Annotated in this window: 19 protein-coding genes and 1 riboswitch; of the genes, 6 read left to right on the top strand and 13 right to left on the bottom strand. The window is 72.3% G+C overall.

Annotated features, from left to right (window positions below):
- Nucleotides 1-8 precede the first annotated feature (8 nt).
- Nucleotides 9-461 carry a hypothetical protein gene (locus HHX31_RS29885; RefSeq protein WP_211590513.1) on the bottom strand — a complete coding sequence of 151 codons (453 nt, stop codon included), beginning with the start codon at nt 459-461 and terminating at the stop codon, nt 9-11.
- A gap of 135 nt (nt 462-596) precedes the next feature.
- Between HHX31_RS29885 and HHX31_RS29880 the strand changes: the two genes are divergently transcribed.
- Nucleotides 597-1,163 carry a TetR/AcrR family transcriptional regulator C-terminal domain-containing protein gene (locus HHX31_RS29880; protein ID WP_169952437.1) on the top strand — a complete coding sequence of 189 codons (567 nt, stop codon included), beginning with the start codon at nt 597-599 and terminating at the stop codon, nt 1,161-1,163.
- Nucleotides 1,164-1,531: 368 nt separating this feature from the next.
- Nucleotides 1,532-1,732, top strand: a complete 201-nt coding sequence (locus HHX31_RS29875; RefSeq protein ID WP_169952435.1) for a DUF5999 family protein — start codon at nt 1,532-1,534, stop codon at nt 1,730-1,732.
- Here HHX31_RS29875 and HHX31_RS29870 read toward each other — a convergent pair.
- Nucleotides 1,729-2,337: an alpha/beta family hydrolase gene (locus HHX31_RS29870; RefSeq protein ID WP_169952434.1), complete on the bottom strand. Its 609-nt coding sequence runs from the start codon at nt 2,335-2,337 to the stop codon at nt 1,729-1,731. The genes HHX31_RS29875 and HHX31_RS29870 overlap by 4 nt on opposite strands.
- A 107-nt stretch (nt 2,338-2,444) precedes the next feature.
- Between HHX31_RS29870 and HHX31_RS29865 the strand changes: the two genes are divergently transcribed.
- Complete coding sequence (locus HHX31_RS29865) at nt 2,445-2,855, top strand: hypothetical protein (protein WP_169952432.1); 411 nt, start codon at nt 2,445-2,447, stop codon at nt 2,853-2,855.
- On the opposite strand, the gene HHX31_RS29860 is transcribed toward HHX31_RS29865, so the two are convergent.
- Nucleotides 2,833-3,375 carry a hypothetical protein gene (locus tag HHX31_RS29860; RefSeq protein ID WP_169952431.1) on the bottom strand — a complete coding sequence of 181 codons (543 nt, stop codon included), beginning with the start codon at nt 3,373-3,375 and terminating at the stop codon, nt 2,833-2,835. The genes HHX31_RS29865 and HHX31_RS29860 overlap by 23 nt on opposite strands.
- A gap of 172 nt (nt 3,376-3,547) precedes the next feature.
- Between HHX31_RS29860 and HHX31_RS29855 the strand changes: the two genes are divergently transcribed.
- A complete protein-coding gene (locus HHX31_RS29855; RefSeq protein ID WP_169952429.1) occupies nt 3,548-4,207 on the top strand; it encodes a GNAT family N-acetyltransferase in 660 nt (219 codons plus the stop codon).
- 42 nt (nt 4,208-4,249) lie between these two features.
- Here the strand turns inward: HHX31_RS29855 and gcvP are convergent, their stop codons facing one another.
- The 9 genes from gcvP to HHX31_RS29810 all read right to left on the bottom strand — a co-directional run bounded on the left by gcvP (nt 4,250) and on the right by HHX31_RS29810 (nt 15,496).
- Nucleotides 4,250-7,075 carry an aminomethyl-transferring glycine dehydrogenase gene (gene gcvP / locus HHX31_RS29850; RefSeq protein ID WP_169952427.1) on the bottom strand — a complete coding sequence of 942 codons (2,826 nt, stop codon included), beginning with the start codon at nt 7,073-7,075 and terminating at the stop codon, nt 4,250-4,252.
- 182 nt (nt 7,076-7,257) lie between these two features.
- Nucleotides 7,258-7,350: riboswitch (glycine riboswitch) on the bottom strand.
- Between the two features lie 61 nt (nt 7,351-7,411).
- Nucleotides 7,412-8,029: a MerR family transcriptional regulator gene (locus HHX31_RS29845; protein ID WP_311932317.1), complete on the bottom strand. Its 618-nt coding sequence runs from the start codon at nt 8,027-8,029 to the stop codon at nt 7,412-7,414.
- A 155-nt stretch (nt 8,030-8,184) separates the two neighbouring features.
- Nucleotides 8,185-8,655, bottom strand: a complete 471-nt coding sequence (locus HHX31_RS29840) for a bifunctional nuclease family protein (RefSeq protein ID WP_139577972.1) — start codon at nt 8,653-8,655, stop codon at nt 8,185-8,187.
- A 77-nt stretch (nt 8,656-8,732) separates the two neighbouring features.
- Nucleotides 8,733-9,401: a MerR family transcriptional regulator gene (locus HHX31_RS29835; protein ID WP_169952423.1), complete on the bottom strand. Its 669-nt coding sequence runs from the start codon at nt 9,399-9,401 to the stop codon at nt 8,733-8,735.
- 19 nt (nt 9,402-9,420) lie between these two features.
- The gene (locus tag HHX31_RS29830) at nt 9,421-9,924 is read right to left on the bottom strand and encodes an FHA domain-containing protein (protein WP_169952421.1); all 504 of its coding nucleotides are present in this window, start codon (nt 9,922-9,924) and stop codon (nt 9,421-9,423) included.
- Nucleotides 9,925-10,063: 139 nt separating this feature from the next.
- Complete coding sequence (locus HHX31_RS29825; RefSeq protein WP_169952419.1) at nt 10,064-12,568, bottom strand: mannose-1-phosphate guanyltransferase; 2,505 nt, start codon at nt 12,566-12,568, stop codon at nt 10,064-10,066.
- Nucleotides 12,569-12,571: 3 nt separating this feature from the next.
- On the bottom strand, nt 12,572-13,138 hold the full coding sequence (locus HHX31_RS29820; protein ID WP_169952417.1) for a CDP-alcohol phosphatidyltransferase family protein: 567 nt from the start codon (nt 13,136-13,138) through the stop codon (nt 12,572-12,574).
- Between the two features lie 10 nt (nt 13,139-13,148).
- A complete protein-coding gene (locus HHX31_RS29815; protein WP_169952415.1) occupies nt 13,149-13,838 on the bottom strand; it encodes a response regulator transcription factor in 690 nt (229 codons plus the stop codon).
- Nucleotides 13,835-15,496 carry a histidine kinase gene (locus HHX31_RS29810; RefSeq protein ID WP_249346998.1) on the bottom strand — a complete coding sequence of 554 codons (1,662 nt, stop codon included), beginning with the start codon at nt 15,494-15,496 and terminating at the stop codon, nt 13,835-13,837. The genes HHX31_RS29815 and HHX31_RS29810 overlap by 4 nt, the downstream gene beginning before the upstream one ends.
- Nucleotides 15,497-15,647: 151 nt before the next feature.
- Between HHX31_RS29810 and HHX31_RS29805 the strand changes: the two genes are divergently transcribed.
- Together HHX31_RS29805 and HHX31_RS29800 are read left to right on the top strand one after the other, a co-directional pair.
- Nucleotides 15,648-16,238: a class I SAM-dependent methyltransferase gene (locus HHX31_RS29805; RefSeq protein WP_169952413.1), complete on the top strand. Its 591-nt coding sequence runs from the start codon at nt 15,648-15,650 to the stop codon at nt 16,236-16,238.
- Nucleotides 16,239-16,299: 61 nt separating this feature from the next.
- Nucleotides 16,300-17,481, top strand: coding sequence for an acyl-CoA dehydrogenase family protein (locus HHX31_RS29800; protein ID WP_169952411.1), 1,182 nt, complete (start codon nt 16,300-16,302; stop codon nt 17,479-17,481).
- A gap of 9 nt (nt 17,482-17,490) precedes the next feature.
- Here HHX31_RS29800 and HHX31_RS29795 read toward each other — a convergent pair whose 3' ends face one another.
- Nucleotides 17,491-18,420 (bottom strand): alpha/beta hydrolase, encoded by a 930-nt coding sequence (locus HHX31_RS29795; RefSeq protein ID WP_169952409.1) that lies wholly within the window; start codon nt 18,418-18,420, stop codon nt 17,491-17,493.
- Nucleotides 18,421-18,430 lie beyond the last annotated feature (10 nt).

The raw sequence follows: 18,430 nt of genomic DNA, 5'->3' as shown, positions 1-18,430 counted from the left end.
GAGTGTGCTCAGCGACCGGCGGAGGCCAGGCCCTTGCGCACGTCGCGCGGGGTCAGCCGGGCCGGGTCGCCGGTCTTGCCGGCACGGGGCACCCGGGGGATGTCGCTGAGGCGGTGCGCCTCGCGCAGGGTGCGCAGCCGGTTCACCTCGTCGGTCCACAGCGCGCCGTCGGGGGTGGCCCTCGCCTTGCGCCGGGCGATCCTGCTGTCGTAGGACTTCACGCCGTAGGTGGCGCGCTGCCCCGCCTCGGCGGCGCGCAGCGCCTCGGTCAGCGCGGCGTCGAGGCCCAGGGCCGCCTCGCGGAGCTCGGGGAGCGCCACACCTGCCGCCTTCGCCTCCTGGAACCGCCGCTGCGCCGCACTGAGCCTGTCCAGCACGTGGTCGAAGTTCGCCCGGGTCGCCAGATCCGCGTGGTAGCGGACCTCCGCCTCCCGGCTCACCCGCGGACGGAAAAACGCCATCGTCAGCCCCTTCGTATCGGCTCGCGCGTCTGAACTCACGTCGCAAGCGGTAGCGTACGCGGTCCGCGCGAGGGTTCGCGCCGCAGGGTGCGCCGCCCTTTACGAAGTAAGGCAGTGTGTGGCAGCATGATCGGCATGCCTGCCAAGCGACCGCCCGTCCCCCTGTCCCGGGAGCGGATCATCGACGCCGCCCTGCACATCGCCGACGGGCAGGGCCTGCGCCGGCTGACCATGCGCCGCCTCGGCGACGCGCTCCAGGTGGAGGCCATGGCCATCTACCACCACCTGCCGCGGGGCAAGGAGGCCCTGATGGACGCGCTCGCCGAGCACGTGACGACGGTGGAGGTCGACCCGGCCGCCGCCGCCACCTGGCAGGACAGCGCGCGCGCCTGGGCCCGCGCGAGCCGCGCGGCGCTGCTGGAGCATCCGGGTGTGCTCTCGCTGGCCCTGACCAAGCCTCCGAAGGGCTCCGCCCTCATAGCGATCAGGGAGCAGACCGAGCAGTTGCGCGAGGCGGGGGCCGGCGACCCGGCGGGCGCGGTCCGCGCGCTGCGGGCGTACGTGTTCGGCAGCGTGGCCGTGGAGGTCCAGCAGTCGGGGTGGGCCGATCCGGACGCCGAGGTGCGCGACGCCCGCACGGCCGAGGGCGAGCGCGACTTCGAGCACGGCCTCGACGCCCTGATCTCCGGGCTCGGCGGCTGAGTACCGGCGGATTTCCGGGCCGTCCACATCCATTCTCGTCCGGAAGCCGAAACCTGTGATCCCCTGGTTACCAGGCCGTCGGCGTGTCGAGGCCCGAGCGTTGCCGGCAATGGGGCATTCTTGTGTACTAGGTCACATCAGTGCGCGCGAGCCTGCTCGGGGTGCGGCCGGGTCCCCAGCCCGACCGGCGGAAATGCTCCGAACTGACTATGTCGTACCGATGCGGCCGAGCCGCAAACTGGTGTAGTCCAGTGTGGTGTTCGTCATACCGAGCCCCCTCGCGCTGAACGAGGACACTCCTGACGGCACCCGCGGGACACCCGCAAGGCAAAACGAGCGAACGAACGAAAAGACACGGAGCCCCGGCGATGTGCCCTCATGAACCGGCCTGTCCCACCGCGGACGCGAAGGATCGAGAAGCCGCCCGCACGATAGCCTGCCACCCCGAACAGGGCTGGAGTCTGCTCTGCAACGGCGTCGTGCTGTTCGAGGACACCGGCGAACTGCTGCCGGACGGCGGCGTCATCGCCCCGCATCGCCCCACCGACATGGCCATCAGCGCCGCCTAGCACTCACCGGGCGACGACAGCCACCGTGCCACCACCTCGCCCACCCGGGCGGGGTCCTTCTTGAACTCGTGCCCCTCCCCCGGGAGGACCACGAGACGTGCGGCGTCCTTCTCGTCAGGCACGCCGAACGGATCCCGATCCCCGTTGACCACGAGCACGGGGGTCCCCGCCTGCCGCAGTTCCTCCGCCCGTGAGCGTTCCGGCTTTCCCGGCGGGTGCAGCGGGAACGCGAGCGCCACCACCGCCTCCGCCCCCGCGGCGCGCGCGGTGCGGCAGGCGACCCGCGCGCCGTTGCTCCGCCCGCCCTGGACGAGCGGCAGGCCCGGATGGCGTTCGCGCAGCGCGGCGACGACCGCCAGCCACGCCTCGTCCTGCTTGGCCGCCGGCCCCGGCGCCCGCGCGCCGCGCAGCCGGAACGGCTGGACCACCCGGGCGACCGTGCCCCCTGCCGCCAGCACCGCGTCGCGTACGGCGAGCAGGTCCGGGGCGTCCACCCCGCCCCCGGACCCGTGCGTCAGCACCAGCAGCAGCCGGGGATCGGCCGCCTCGTCCACCTCGGCCAGGGCACGGCCGTGCGGGGTCTCGATCTCCAGCGTGGTTCCCATGGCGGCGACCGTATCGGCTCGGCCCCGGGCGGCTCAGCCCCGGGGAGGAAGTGCGCACCCTACGCGAGGAGGATGGCAGGCCTCGTGAGATAGGACACAATGACGTGATGCCAGAGATCGCATCGCAACCGCCCACCCCGGGGCAGGGTTTCACATCGCCGCACCCCGGGGGGACGCAGACGACCCGGCAGGACCTGCGCGCCGTCATGGCGGCCCGCCGGGACCTCGGTCCCGAGTACGAGGACGCGCTGGTCGACTCGTTCCTCGACAAGCTCGACGTGGAGATCGCCGCACGGGTGCGGAACGAGGTCGCCGCGCAGATCGGGCGTCAGCCGCTCGCCGAGAAGCGCTCGAAGGACAACAGCACCGTGGGCATGGCCATCGGGTCGCTGGCCCTGGGCATCCCGCTGACCGCGATCGCGGCGAACGCCGCGGACGCGCCGGGGCTCCTGCTCGCCTGGGGCGGGATCGTCGCGGTCAACCTCGCGCACGCCCTCAGCCGGCGTCCCCGGCGCTGAGCCCTCCGTCCATGGCCGGGCGGACGTCCCGCCCGAGCCGCAGCCGCACCTGCTCGGACAGCGCCGGATCGGGATGGTCGAGACCGTAGCGCCACACGGTCTCGGCGTCGGCGTCGCGGCCGCGCAGCGGCAGTGTGCGGGCCAGCAGTTCGATCGCCAGCGCGCCGGTGCCGGCGTCCGCCCCCTCCTGGCGGCTGTCCTCCACGGCCCCGGCGAACTGCGCGCACGCCATCTCCAGATGGGCCAGGCCGAGCAGCACCCGCAGGCGCGCCGGGTCGGCCACCGCGCTGACGGAGAGGGCCTCCAGCAGGACGTCCGCGGCCTGCTCCGGCTCGCCGTCCTCCAGCAGCCGCTCGGCCATGCGCTCGACCACGACGGACAGGCCGTCGCCCGCCTCGCCGCGGTCCTGCGCGTTCTCGTCCGCGGCGAGCTCCGCGAAGATCGCGGCCGCACCGTCGAGGTCGCCGCTCTCGGCGAGCCGGCGCGCGTGGTCGAGCCGCCCGGAATCGATGGCCGTCATGAGGGGGCCTCACAAGGGGTCGCAGGTTACCGGAGAACGATCACCGAGATCCTAACCAGCGGAGCCCTCGCCGGGGGCGGCATTCAGGCGGTACGCACCGGACCCGCCCACCTTGATCGACGATGGGACGTACTCTGCGGGAGTCGAGGTCACAGAGTGAAGCGAGGGGTAGATGAGCTTCAGGCTTGAGGGGCCGGTCATGGAAGGGGCGCTCGTGCGCCTGGAACCGCTGTCCCACGCCCACGCGGCGGACCTCGCCGCGGCGGCGGAGGAGGACCGCGGTTCCTACGACTTCACCTGGGTGCCCAGGTCGGCCGAGATCGGGGAGTACATCGACGCGCAGCACGCCAGGGCGGCGGCCGGGAAGCTCGCCCCGTACGCGCAGGTGTCCATCGCGTCCGGGCGGGCTGTCGGGGCCACCGCCTACTGGGATCCGCGGCTGTGGCCGGACGGCGACCGCCTGTGCGCGATCGAGGTCGGCTTCACCTGGCTCGCGGCCTCTGCTCAGGGCACCGGCGTGAATGCCGAGGCGAAGCTGCTGCTGCTCCGCCACGCCTTTGAGACATGGGAGGTGGAGCGGGTCGACATGAAGACGGATGCCCGCAATCTTCGCTCCCGCGCCGCACTCGCCAAGATCGGCGCGCACTTCGAGGGCGTCCTGCGCCGCTGGTCCCCCTCCTGGGCCCCCGGCGAGGACGGCCTCCTCCGCGACTCGGCGATGTTCTCCGTGGTCGGACCCGAATGGCCGCATTGCCGGGCGAAACTGGAGGCCCGGCTGTCCGGGATCCCCCGCGGCGGCGGGGCCGGCCAGGGCCGGCCCCGCTTCGAGTAGCGTCCGCCCGCGTGACGCCCGGGCCGACGCTCAGGTCGACGCTCAGTCCTCGTACGCCTCCAGGGGCGGGCAGGAGCACACGAGGTTGCGGTCGCCGTACGCCTGGTCGACGCGGCGCACCGGCGACCAGTACTTGTCCTCCCGCAGGCCGGGCACCGGGTAGGCGGCGACCGCCCGCGAGTACGGGTGGGCCCACTCGTCGGCGGTGAGGCACTCCGCCGTGTGCGGGGCGTTGCGCAGCGGGTTGTCGGTCTTGTCGAACTCGCCCGACGCCACCTTGCCGATCTCACGCCGGATGGCGATCATGGCGTCGGCGAAGCGGTCGAGTTCGGCCAGGTCCTCGCTCTCGGTGGGCTCGATCATCAGGGTGCCCGCGACCGGGAACGACATCGTGGGCGCGTGGAAGCCGTAGTCGATCAGCCGCTTGGCCACGTCGTCGACGGTTACGCCGGTCTCCTTGGTGATCTGGCGCAGGTCGACGATGCACTCGTGCGCGACCAGGCCGCCCCTGCCGGTGTAGAGCACCGGGTAGTGCGGCGCCAGCCGCCGGGCCAGGTAGTTGGCCGACAGAATCGCCTGCTCGGTGGCCTGCCGCAGCCCGTCGCCGCCCATCATCCTCACGTACGCCCAGGAGATCGGCAGGATGCCCGCCGAGCCGTACGGCGCGGCCGACACGTGCGCGGGCAGGTGCTCGGCGAGGTGGGCCTTGACGGCCACCGGGCCGACGCCGGGCCCGCCGCCGCCGTGCGGGATGCAGAAGGTCTTGTGCAGGTTGAGGTGGGAGACGTCCGCGCTGAACTCGCCCAGCTTGGCCAGGCCGACCAGCGCGTTGAGGTTGGCGCCGTCGACGTAGACCTGGCCGCCGACCTCGTGCACCCGCGCGCAGATCTCGACGATCGTCTCCTCGTACACGCCGTGCGTGGACGGGTAGGTGACCATGATCGCGGCGAGCGCGTCGCGGTGCTTTTCGATCTTGGCGGTGAGGTCGCCGAGATCGACGTTGCCGTTCTCGTCGCAGGCCACCACGACCACCCGCATGCCCGCCATGACGGCGCTCGCGGCGTTGGTGCCGTGCGCGGAGGACGGGATGAGGCACACGTCACGGCCGTCCTCGCCGCGGGAGCGGTGGTAGGACCTGATGGCCAGCAGCCCGGCGAACTCGCCCTGGGACCCCGCGTTGGGCTGGATCGACACCCGGTCGTAGCCGGTGACCTCGGCCAGCCAGCCCTCCAGCGTCGCGATCAGCTCGGCGTACCCCTCGGCCTGGTCCGCGGGCGCGAACGGGTGGATCGAGGCGAACTCCGGCCAGGTGATGGGCTCCATCTCGGTGGTCGCGTTGAGCTTCATCGTGCACGAGCCCAGCGGGATCATCGAGCGGTCGAGCGCGATGTCCTTGTCCTGGAGGCGACGCAGGTAGCGCAGCATGGCCGTCTCGGACCGGTAGGAGTGGAACACCGGGTGGGTGAGGAAGTCCGAGGTCCGCTGCAGACCCGCGGGGAGGGCGTCGGGCGTCACCCGGTCGAGGTCCTCGACCACGACCCGCTCGACGCCGAACGCCTCCCAGACGGCCCTCAGGTGGGCGGTGGCGGTCTTCTCGTCGCAGGCGACGCCGACGTGGTCCTCGTCCGCGAGCCGCAGGTTCACGCCCCGCTCGGCCGCGGCGGCCACGACCTCGGCGGCCCGCCCGGGCACGCGGGCGAGCACGGTGTCGAAGAAGTCGTCGTGGACGACCTCCACGCCGCCCTCGCGCAGCCCGGCGGCCAGGACGGCCGCGTGGCGGTGCGCCCGCTGGGCGATCCTCCTCAGGCCGTCCGGGCCGTGGTAGACGGCGTACATGGACGCCATGACGGCGAGCAGGACCTGCGCGGTGCAGATGTTGCTGGTGGCCTTCTCCCGCCGGATGTGCTGCTCGCGGGTCTGCAGGGCGAGCCGGTAGGCCGGGCGGCCGTCGGCGTCCACGGAGACGCCGACCAGACGGCCCGGCATCTGCCGCTGCAGGCCCTCGCGGACCGCCATGTACGCGGCGTGGGGGCCGCCGTAGCCCAGCGGGACCCCGAAGCGCTGGGAGGAGCCGACGGCGATGTCGGCGCCCTGGTCGCCCGGGGTCTCCAGCAGGGTCAGCGCCAGCAGGTCGGCCGCGGCCACGCACAGCGCGCCCCTGTCGTGGGCCCGCTCGGCGACCTCGCGGAAGGACGCCACCCGGCCGCTCGCGCCCGGGTACTGCACGAGGACCCCGAAGCACTCGGGCAGCTCACCGGCGAGGTCGGACTCCACCAGCGTGATGCCGAGCGGCTCCGCGCGGGTCGCCAGCACGGCCTTGGTCTGCGGCAGAGCGTCCGCGTCCACCACGAACACGTCGGTCTTGACCTTGCTCGCCCGCCTGGCCAGCGTCATCGCCTCGGCCGCGGCGGTCGCCTCGTCGAGCAGGGACGCGCCGGCGACGTCGAGGCCGGTGAGGTCGGACACGACCGTCTGGAAGTTCAGCAGCGCCTCCAGCCGCCCCTGCGAGATCTCCGGCTGGTACGGCGTGTACGCGGTGTACCAGCCCGGGTTCTCCAGCACGTTGCGCTGGACGACGCCCGGCGTGATCGTGTCGTGGTAGCCGAGGCCGATCATCGGGGTCAGCACCCGGTTGCGGGCCGCGAGTGCGCGCAGTTCGGCCAGCGCCTCGGCCTCCCCCACCGCCTCGGGCAGGTTCAGCGGCGCCTTCGTGCGGATCGCCTCCGGCACGGCCACCGCGACCAGGTCGGCCACCGACTCGTAGCCGACCGCCTCCAGCATCCGGGCGCGGGCGGCCTCGGAGGGGCCGAGATGACGGGTCGCGAAGGGCGGTGCGGCGAGATCGCGAAGTGTGGACCGATCGGTCATGACAGGGGCCTCCTGGACGGGTCGAGACCTGCGGCGACCGTCCGGCGCGCTAGGCGCGGCCGGTCGTGAAGCGGTCTCCCCCTCTGTCATCGGACCTGAGAGCTTCACCGGGCGTCGTCGTGCCCCGGTTTTCCCCTTCGGTGAGGCGCCACCTGGCCGGCGGGCCTGCTTTTCAGAGTCGCCTCGTCCGTGCGGTACGGATGCCTGAGAGATTCCGGGGAGGTTTGCTCCTTCGGCGCCCCTGTCGGACCAGAGGGCTCTCCCGCACGAGGTCGTCAGCCGTATCTACTGTACCGGCTACCCCGAATTGCCCCGTCTCGCACCTTGCGCAGAACCTCAGCCGGTCCTGCGGGCCTTTCTCCGGCGGGCCAGCTCGTCGGCCGGATAGTCCCCCTCCGCATCCGAGGCGGGCTCCGCGCGCTCACCGGGAAGCTCGGCCAGCGATCCTTCGACCTCCCGCCAGACCCGCCCGAGCGCGATGCCGAACACGCCCTGGCCGCCCTGCAGCAGGTCGATCACCTCGTCGGCGCTCGTGCATTCGTAGACGCTCACGCCGTCGCTCATCAAGGTGATCTGCGCCAGGTCGTTCACGCCGCGGTCGCGCAGATGCCGTACGGCGGTGCGTATCTGCTGGAGGGAGACCCCCGTGTCGAGAAGACGTTTGACGACCTTCAGGACGAGGATGTCACGGAAGCTGTACAGTCGCTGGGACCCGGATCCCTGGGCCGCCCTTATCGTCGGGAGCACGAGCTCGGTCCTGGCCCAGTAGTCGAGCTGCCGGTAGGTGATCCCGGCCGCCGCGCACGCCGTCGGCCCGCGGTATCCGATGCCCTGGGGCAGCGCCGTCGGCTGCTCGTCGAACAGCAGGCCCTGTTCGCCGGCGCGCTCCCGAGCCGCCTGCCGAACCGGGTCGTGCTGGCCGGCCGACTTACCCTCGCCGCTGCTGACCGCCACTGCGGACCTCCGGCTTTCTCTCATCCCACGGTCTGATCTGGGGGTTCGTGAATTACAACCGTGGTTTCCCTTGCACCGTAGGACCGAGGCCATCGTCAGTCAACGACCCCGTCCGGCGCGTCGTGAAGCGTAATCTCCCGAAATCGTCCGGCACGTCAGCCCGCCCGGCCGAAGTCTTCCGGTGTGATTTTGTCCAGGAACTCCCGGAACTTCTCCACTTCGTCTTCCTGGTCGTCGGGCATGCTCACGCCCGCCTCCTGGATCACGTCCTCACTGGCGTAGATCGTCGCGCCCGTGCGCAGCGCCAGGGCGATCGAGTCGGAAGGACGGGCGCTCACTTCCACGCCGTTGGAGAACACCAGGTCGGCGAAGAAGATCCCGTCGCGGAGCGCGACGATATTGACGGTGCGCAACCGCACCCCAAGGGCCTCAAGAACGTCACGGAACAAGTCGTGGGTCAGCGGCCTGGGCGGCGGCTCCTCCGCCTGGGCCAGTGCGATGGCGGTCGCCTCGGTCATGCCTATCCAGATCGGGAGGTACCGATCGCCGCTCGTCTCCTTCAGGAGCACGATCGGCTGGTTGGTGGGCATCTCAACGCGAACCCCCACGACCTCCATCTGCAACACGGGCGGCTCCGTCTCAAAGCGTCGCGGCATATCACCAGGCATTCAACGTAACACCCACGGGGGAGCGGATGTGCCGGTCACCGCCCCAGAACGCCCCTAACACCCCCACGCAGTAACGCATTGTGCAGTTCCTGCAGAAGTCCGGAGATCTCCCGTGCGGTCTCGTCCGCCTCCGCGATCGCGCCCGGCGCCTTACGCCGCAGCAGCGGGGCCACCGCCTGCTCGATCAGACCGGTCTCCCGGTCCACTGCCGCGCGCACCGCTCTCAGGTGCCGTGCCTGGAGGCCGAACCGCGCCAGCGCCCCCACGCTGCGCGCCACCTCCAGCGCCTCCCCGTCGTACCGGCGCGCCACGGGAACGACCAGGCCGTAGCTCTCCATCTCGGCCAGCGTCTCCTCGTCGATGCCTGCGGCCTCGATGAGCTCCTCGCGGCTGAGACGCACCGGCGGGGCGGCGTCGGGCACGGCGGCGGGAACGGCGTGCGGACGGGCCGCCTGCTCGTCCAGCTGGTCCTTGATGACCCGCAGCGGCAGGTACTGGTCGCGCTGCGCGCGCAGGATGTATCGCAGGCGCTCGACGTCGGTGTAGGTGAACTTGCGGTACCCAGAAGGACTCCGCTGGGGCTCTATCAGCCCCTCACCCTCCAGAAACCGGATCTTGGAGACGGTCACGTCGGGGAACTCGCTCTGCAGCAGGGCGAGCACCTCCCCGATGCTCATGAACGCCCGTACGGCCTGCGCGCTCATGACTCCTCCTCCTCAGCGATCACAGCCCTCCGGGACCACGCGTGAGGAACACCAGCCGGAACTTACCGATCTGCACCTCGTCGCCGCCCTGCAGCGGAGACTCCTCGATACGCTCCCGGTTGACGTAGGAGCCGTTCAGGCTGCCCACGTCACGCACGGTGAACTGGCCACCGCGCCGGTAGAACTCCACGTGCCTCCTGGACACGGTCACATCGTCCAGGAAAATGTCGCTTTCCGGGTGGCGACCCGCCGTGGTGAGGTCGCTGTCGAGCAGAAACCGGCTGCCCGCGTTCGGGCCCCGCATGACCACCAGGAGAGCCGTGCCCGGGGGCAACTGCTCGACCGCCGACCTGTCCGGCAGAAGCGTCTGGCCCGTCTCCGCCTCGAGCGCCTCGAGCGAGATCGTCGAGGTCGTGTCGGCGGCGACGGGCGCGGGAGCGCTCAGCGGCGAACCGCATCGTGAACAGAAACGGGCATCCTCGGGGTTGGCATGACCGCACTGCGTGCAGTAGACGCTGGGCATCGAACGGCTCGGCCTCTCTCACGACTTGCTCAGGACTAGCTCAAACTGCGAATGCCGCAACTTACGCTGATCAGGCACAAAGGTCAAGACCGCGGCTGGGCGCGGACTGACCAACGCTACAGCCAGCGGCGGTTCAATGTCATCTAGCTCCCGCCGCTTGTTCGACGACACGGGCCCAGCGCTCCAGGAGCGCCTGGGCGGTGTCCATGTCGTGGCCCTCCGCCCACAGGTGGGTGACGGCCTCGGCGGGATCGGGCAGGACGAGCGCCCAGCTTCCGTCGTCCTCCACCACGCGGACCCCGTCGGTGGTGTCCAGGCGGTAGCCCTCGGCCGCCTCGACGACCGACCGCATCACCGCGCCCTTGTGCGCCCAGGGCGTGGGGACGGTCCGCTTGAGCAGCTTGGCCTCCGGGATCCTGGCGTCGATCTGGCTGAGCGACAGCCGGGTGCGCGCGACCAGGCCGAGCAGGCGCAGGAACACCGCCAGGCCGTCCACGGTGTGCGCGAACTCCGGGACGATGAAGCCGCCCTTGCCGTCGCCCGCGAAGATCGTGTCGGGGTGCCTGGCCGAGCGTGTCAGCGTGTCGAGGCTCGTCGCCGCCCAGTCGACCTGCACGCCGTGGAACCGGCACACCATCTCCGCCACCCGCGTCGTGGTGACCGGCAGCGCCACCCGCCCGCCCCGGCGCTCGGCCGCGACCAGGTCGAGCACGACGAGCAGCGCGCGCTCCTCGCTGATCAGCTGGCCCATCTCGTCCACCAGGGAGACCCGCTCCCCCACCGGGTCGAACCGCACGCCGAAGGCGGCCCGCGCCGACGACACCAGCTCCCCCAGCCGCTGCAGGTCGCGGCGGCGCTCGGCCAGCGTCTCCGTGGGCGAGATGTCGTCGAGCCGGTTGTTCACGGTCAGCACGTCGACCCCGGCCCGGCCGAGCAGGCTCGGCAGCACGAGTGAGGAGGTGCCGCCCGCGCAGTCGACCACGACCTTCATCTCGGTGTCCTTGACGCCGGACATGTCGATGCAGGCCAGCAGCTCCCTTGCGTAGGTGTCGACGGCGCGGGCCGGGAAGGTCAGCTCGGCGATCTCGCCGGGGAACGCCCTGCGGTACTCCTGCCGGGAGAACACCCGCTCCAGCTTGCGCTGGGCCGCCTGGGACAGGTCGGCCCCCGTCTCGTCCATGAAGACGATGTCGACGCTCTGCGGGTCGCCCGCCGTGGTGCGCAGGGCGATGCCGCCCCTGACGTTCTCCCGCGAGGTGTTGAACCGGGCGACCGGCATGGCGGCGGCCTCCAGGTCGACCACGTTGATCGCGCTGGAGTTCAGCGCGCTGATCACCGCCCGCTTGAGCGCCCGCGCCGCGCGCGAGGCGTCGCGTGAGGTGACGACCGTGTCGCCCTTGCGCAGCGTCGTGGCGTACGCGCTGGCCAGCCGTACGCACAGCTCCGGGGTGATCTCCACGTTGACCAGCCCGGAGACCCCGCGGGGCCCGAACAGGCTGCGCTGGCCGCGCGACTCCCAGATGACGCTGGTGTTGACGACCGTGCCCGCCTCGATGGTCTTGAACGGGTAGATCTTCACGCCGGAGGAGACGTACGCCTCGGCCTCGATGACGCACTCGTCGCCGACGACCGCGTTCTCCTCGATCCTGGCGCCGGTCATCACGTCGGTGTTCTTGCCGATCACGCAGCCGCGCAGGTGGGCGGCCGGGCCGACGTACACGTTGTCGCTGACCACGGCGCGGTGCAGGAACGCGCCCTCCTTGACGACGGCGTTGCTGCCGAGCACGGTGTACTCCCGCAGCTCCGCGCCGGCCTCGACCTTGGCGTAGTCGCCGATGTAGAGGGGGCCCTTGAGCACCGCGTCGGGGTCCACCGACGCGCCCTCGGCGGCCCACACGCCCGGGGCCAGCTCGAAGGCGTCGAAGTCGACCTTGACCTTGCCCTCCAGCACGTCGGCCTGGGCCTTGAGGTAGCTCTCGTGCGTGCCGACGTCCTCCCAGTAGCCATCGGCCACGTAGCCGAACAGCCGGCAGCCCCGTTCGAGCAGCCTGGGGAAGATGTCGGACGACCAGTCGACCGACTGGCCGGGGGCGATCTCGTCGAGGACCGACGGCTCCATGACGTAGATGCCGGTGTTGACCGTGTCGGAGAACACCTGGCCCCAGGTGGGCTTCTCCAGGAAGCGCTGGATGCGGCCGTTCTCGTCCACGATGATGATCCCGAACTCCAGCGGGTTGGGCACCCGCTTGAGCCCGATGGTGACCAGCGCCCGGTTCTCGCGGTGGAACCTGAGCATGTCGGTCAGGTCGATGTCGGTGAGCGCGTCACCCGAGATGACCAGGAAGCGGTCGTCGCGGAGCTTGTCCGCGGCGTTCTTCACGCTGCCCGCCGTGCCGAGGGGGACCTCCTCGGTGGCGTAGTGCAGGCTCATGCCCAGCTCGTCGCCGTCGCCGAAGTAGTTGCGGATGAGGGCGGCCAGGAACTGCACCGTGACCACGGTCTCGGTGAACCCGTGCCGCTTCAGCAGCCGGAGCACGTGCTCCATGATCGGCCGGTTGATGATGGGGAGCAGGGGCTTGGGCTGGTTGGCGGTCATCGGCCGCAGCCGTGTCCCCTCCCCGCCCGCCATGACGACGGCCTTCACGGGTCACCCCTTCGTTAGCTGGCGCACCTGTACGACATACAACACCCCCGCCCACCAATACAGACCAGTTCCCCAGATGGCGAAGGCCCATCCGAAGATCGCGGCAATCTCGGCGTACCATCCCTCGTGCGAGGCGAGGAACAGCAGCGGGAACGCGTACATCAGGGCCGCGGTGCCCGCCTTGCCGAGGAAGTGCACGGGCAGGGCCGGGCCGTACCCGTGCCGCCGCAGCAGCGGCGGGATCCACAGCATCAGCACGTCGCGCAGCGGCACCGCGAGCGCCAGCCACCAGGGCACCACGTCCCGCAGGACCAGGCCGGCCAGGGTGGCGAGGATGTAGAGGCGGTCGGCCAGCGGGTCGATGAGCCGGCCGAGCCTGCTGACCTGGTTCCAGGCGCGGGCGAGCTTGCCGTCGAGCCAGTCGCTGAAGCCCGCGAGCGCCAGCAGCGCGATGGCCCACCCGTCGGCGTGCGGACCCAGCACGAGCCAGAGGAAGACGGGCACGCCGAGCAGCCGCAGGGCGCTCAACAGGTTGGGAACCGTCCAGATCCGGTCCTCGGCAGCGTTCACGCCCCAGACCCTACATGCCGCCCTTGCTGCCGCTTCGTGGAGGATCCACGGGGTTGAACGCCGTGTCGACCAAGCCGAACCTGTGCGCCATGACCGCCGCCTGGGTGCGGTTGCGCAGCCCCAGCTTCTCGATGAGCGCGGCGACGTGGCTCTTGACCGTCGTCACCCCCACGTGCAGCCGGTCGGCGATCTCGGCGTTGGACAGGCCCACCCCCACGAGGGTGAGCACCTGCGCCTCCCTGCCGGTGAGGCCGGCCGGGAGCGGCGCCACCTGCCGCTCGGCGGCCAGGGCGCGTTCGACCACCCGCCGCAGCACGGACGGCGCGAGCGGGGGCTCCCCCGTCGCGGCGCGCCGCACCGACTCGACCATCCGTGCGGGCGGGTCGTCCTTGACCAGGAACCCGAGCGCGCCCGCCCCGAGGGCTGCGTAGAGGTCCTCGTCCTCGGAGAACGTGGTGAGCACGACGATCCGGGCGGACGGAGAGGCCGCGAGGATCCTGCGGGTGGCCTCGAGGCCGTCGACGCGCGGCATCCGCAGGTCCATCAGCACCACGTCCGGGTGGTGCCGCTCGGTCAGCCGCACGGCCTCGGCCCCGTCGGCGGCCTCGCCGCACACCTCCATGTCGCCCGCCGCCTCCAGCATCATCCGCACGCCCGCCCGCACCAGGGCCTGGTCGTCGGCGATCACGACGCGGATCACGCGAACCTCCCCACCCGGTGGCACGCCGCCGGCCGGCTCTCGCGGGGGACGGGCAGCGAGGCGGCGAGTCGCCAGCCGCCGTCCCCGGCGGGCCCCGCGGTGACGTGCCCGCCGAAGGCGCGGGCCCGCTCCCGCATGCCCGCGATGCCCTGGCCGTGGGACGGCAGCGCCTCCGGCGAACGGCGCTCGCCCGGGCCGTTGACCACCTCCACCGTGAGCGCGCCCTGGCGCATCGCGACGCTGACCTCCGCGAGGGCTCCCGGCCCCGCGTGTTTGAGCACGTTCGTCAGCCCCTCCTGGACGATCCTCGCCGCCGACGCCCGCACCACCAGCGGGGCCCGCTCCGCCTCCTCCGTCAGGCGCAGGCCGACGCGCAGACCGGCCGCCGACATCCGGGCCACGGCGTCGCGCAGCACGTCGTCCGGGTCGGCGAGCATGTCCCCGAGCGCGAGGTCGCCGCCCTGGTCGCGCAGCACCGCCAGCAGGCCGCGCAGGTCCTCCAGCACCCGGTGGCCGGTGTCCCTGATGTCGGCCAGCGCCTCGGCGGCCGGTCCGCTCGCCCCCGCGTACTGCGCGGCGCTCGCCCGCAGCACCATCGCCCCCACGTGGTGGGCCACGATGTCGTGGACGTCCCTGGCGATCCGTTCCCGCTCGGCGAGCCTGGCCGCCCTGGTCCGCTCCGCGGCGAGTTCCGCGGCGTGCCTGGCCTGGGCCTGGCGCACCCCCACGTAGCGGCCGATGGCCACGGGGGCGGTCACCATCGTCATCAGCGCGATGATCCGGAACGGGGTGACGTCCGCGGGGTCGTCCGCGACCACGACGGCGGCGACCGAGCAGGTCAGGGCGTACGCCGCGGCCAGCCACGGCCACGCGGCGCGGGTCGAGAAGACGCCGAGTGCCACCAGGGCGAGCAGTTGCAGGCTGCTTCCGGTCCTCGGCACGTAGTGGTCGGCCACGAGCAGCGCGGCGCACTCCAGCAGCAGGACCGCCCCCGGCAGGTGCCGTACGACGCCCAGCGCGAGCCCGGCGAGCATCACCCCCAGCGCGACCGCCCACACGGGTGGCGCGCCCGCGTGCCAGTGCGGCCAGGTGGTGAGCACCGACAGCGCGACCCCGCCGCCCGCGAGCAGCAGGTCGAGCAGCGGCGCCGGGTCCTCCTTGCGGCGTCCCTCCTGGCTGTGCAGGTAGCGGCCGATCAGCACGGGAGCCGCGATCAGTCCGACGGAGTAGAACCAGGTGGTGCCCGTGAACGCGACACCGGGGTCGGCGAGGTTCACCGCCGTCGCGGCGCAGGCGAGCAGGGCCACCGGCGCCGTCCTGCCCCAGCCGCGCGACCTGGCCAGCACGCCCACCGAGATCGGCAGCAGGACCTGCAGGGTGTTGACGGTGTACGCGCCGAGCTGGTCGCAGATCACCAGCAGCACGGACAGGTAGACGGCCACGGGTCCCGGCCGGCGGCGCACCAGGCCCATCGGCAGCCCGGCCAGCAGCGCGAACCCCACGCCCACCCAGCCGGGGGCGGGGCCGCGCCAGGAGCCGGCGCTGACGAGCACGTCGAGGCCGGTCCCGCACACCGCCAGCCCGGCGTCGAGGGCCACGCCGCGCGAGAACGCGACGGGCCTGCCGGTGAGGATCGGGCGCGTCGAGGGCCACCGCATGAGGGAACGCTACCGCCCTCCCGCGGCGAGGCCGGTCCTCCATGTGGACGACCGGCCTCCTCCTTCTGGCCGGTCCCGCTCCGCCCGCCGGACTCCACCTCGGTCCTGACGGCGGGCGGGAATGGCCGGGGTCGCGGCCTAGCGTCGCCGCATGACCAGCGAATCAGCGATCTTCTTCAGGCAGTTCCTGCGCTCCCCCGCCGTGACAGGGGCGGTCGCGCCCAGCTCACGGCGGTTGTCCGAGGCGGTGTGCGTGCCGGTGCCGGAGCGCGGCGACCCCGTCGTGGTCGAGCTCGGGCCTGGCACCGGCCCCTTCACCGCCGAGATCCAGCGCCGGCTCGGCGGGCGGGGACGGCACCTGGCGGTGGAGATCAACCCGCTGCTGGCCGGGCGTCTCGCCGCCCGTTATCCGGGGGTGGAGCTCGTGGTCGACGACGCCGCGCGGCTGCCCGAGCTGCTCGCCGCCCGGGGCGCGGCCGCCGCCGACGTGATCGTGAGCGGGCTGCCCTGGGCGGCGTTTCCCCCTTCGCACCAGGCGGGCCTGCTGCGTGCGGTGGTCGCCTCGCTGACGCCGGGGGGCGCGTTCACGACGTTCTCGTACGTCCACGCCCGCGTGCTGCCCGCGGCCCTGCGGTTCCGCCGCGGGCTCGGCCGCGCCTTCGAGGAGGTGGTGACAGGGCGCACGGTGTGGCGGAACCTGCCGCCCGCCTTCGTCCATCACGCCCGGCGGCCCCGCCGGTGATGTCAACGGTGATCTCAAAGGTGATCTCGCGGGGCGCCGAACCGCATTCTAGAGTGACGGCATGGACTTCACGCTGCCGGAGAGCGCCGAGGCGGTGCGCCGGGGCATCGCCGACATCTGCTCGCGCTACGACATGGACTACTGGCAGCGTTGCGAGGCGGACAAGCGCTGGCCTGAGGAGGTCTGGGCCGACCTGGCCAAGGGCGGCTGGCTCGGTCTCGCCGTGCCCGAGGAGCACGGCGGAGGCGGGCAGGGCCTGCTGGAACTGGCCGTGGCCACCGAGACCCTGTCCGCCTCAGGCTCCGCCGGCGGCTCGGCGTTCATGTACGTGCTGACGCCCGGTTTCGGGGCGCTCACGCTGGCCAGGCACGGCACGGCCGAGCAGCGGGCCGCGCTGCTGCCGAAGCTGGCCACCGGTGAGATCGAGACCTGCTTCGCGCTGACCGAGCCCGACGCCGGGTCCAACTCGCTGGCGATCTCGACCTTCGCCCGCAGGGACGGCGACGACTTCGTCGTCAACGGCCAGAAGATCTGGATCACCGGGGTGCAGCGGGCCACCTGGATGCTGCTCGTCACCCGGACGATTCCGGCGGAGCGAGCCAGGCCGCGCACGGACGGGCTGACGGTGTTCCTCGTGAACGTCCCGGAGGCCGTGGCCGCCGGGCGGCTGTCCTACCGGCCGATCCCCAAGATGGGCGCGAACACCACGCCGTCGAACATGGTCTTCGTCGACGACCTGCGGCTGCCCTCCTCCAGCGTGCTCGGCGAGGCCGACCGGGGCGTGGCCGTGCTGTGGGACGTGCTGAACCCCGAGCGGATCCTGCTCGCGGCCAGCGCGCTCGGCGGCGCAGAGGTCGCGCTCAGGGTGGCCGTCGACTACGCGAGGCAGCGGGAGGTCTTCGGCCGCCCCATCGGGGCCAACCAGGCCATCGCCTTCCCGCTCGCGCAGGTCAAGGCCAAGATCGAGCTGGCCAGGCTGATGCTGTACAAGGCCGCCTGGTCGTTCGACAACGGGCTGCCCTGCGGCACCGAGGCCAACATCGCCAAGCTCACGGCCTCGCAGGCCGCGTGGGAGGCCGCCGACGCCGCGTTCCAGACCCACGGCGGCATGGCGTACTCGCTGGAGTACCCCGTCGCGCGACTGCTGGCCGACGCGAGGATCGGCAGGGTCGCGCCGGTGACCGAGGAGTTGCTGCTCAACTACCTGGCCACTCAGGTGCTCGGCCTGCCGAGGAGCTTCTGACCCGCTCCCTCAGGAGCCGGCGCCAAGGGCGTCCCTGAGCCGGGCCGCGACGAGGTCGCGGGCCTCCAGCGCCTGGTCGAAGAACCCGGGCAGGCCGAAGAAGCCGTGCAGGGCGCCCTCGAAGCAGCGGTACTCCACCGGGACGCCCGCCCCGGCGAGCGCCCGCGCGTAGGCCGCGCCCTCGTGGCACAGCGGGTCGTACTCCGCCGTGATCACGGTCGCGGGCGCCAGGCCCGACTTGTCCGGCAGGTGGAGCGGCGCGAGACGTGGGTCGCGCGGGTCGGCCCCGGCCGCGTACCGCTCGATGAACCACCGCATCTCGGCGGCCTCGAGCCCGAACCCCTTCGCGTACGCCGCGTAGCCCGGCGTGTCGCCCGAGGCGTCGACGACGGGGTAGATCAGCGCCTGGTGGACGAGGGGCAGCCCGGCGTCCCTGGCCAGCCAGGCCGCCACCGCGGCGAGGTTGCCACCGGCGCTGTCGCCGACGACCGCGACCCTGCGGGGGTCCGCGCCATAGAAGGCGGGGCGGGCGTGCACGTCGCCGACCACGGCGAAGGCGTCCTCGGCCGCCGCGGGGAACGGGTGCTCGGGCGCGAGCCGGTAGTCCACGGAGACGACGACGGCCCCGGTCCTGTGGGCGAGGTCGCGGCCCAGGGCGTCGTTGCGCTCGACGCTGCCGAAGACCCAGCCACCGCCGTGGAAGTACACGAGCACCGGCAGCGGGCGCCCGGCCGGCTCCGGCCGGTAGATCCGGACCGGCACCCCGGCCACCGTCTCGTCCCTGACGTCCGGCAGGCCGATCCTCGGCCCGCGCTGCTCGGCCATGCCGTCCATGGACCGCAACTCGGCGATCTGGCCGGGGGTGAGGGAGTCGAGGTCGACGCCGAGATCCGAGGGGAACAGGGTCAGATAGGCCTCTGCCTGGGGGTGCAACGCCATGCCGAGCACA

This window comes from Microbispora sp. H11081, assembly GCF_012999535.1.
In the GTDB taxonomy this organism is placed as follows: domain Bacteria; phylum Actinomycetota; class Actinomycetes; order Streptosporangiales; family Streptosporangiaceae; genus Microbispora.
The sequence above is the reverse complement of the archived record's forward strand: the minus strand, read 5'-3'. Positions and strand labels throughout refer to the sequence as shown.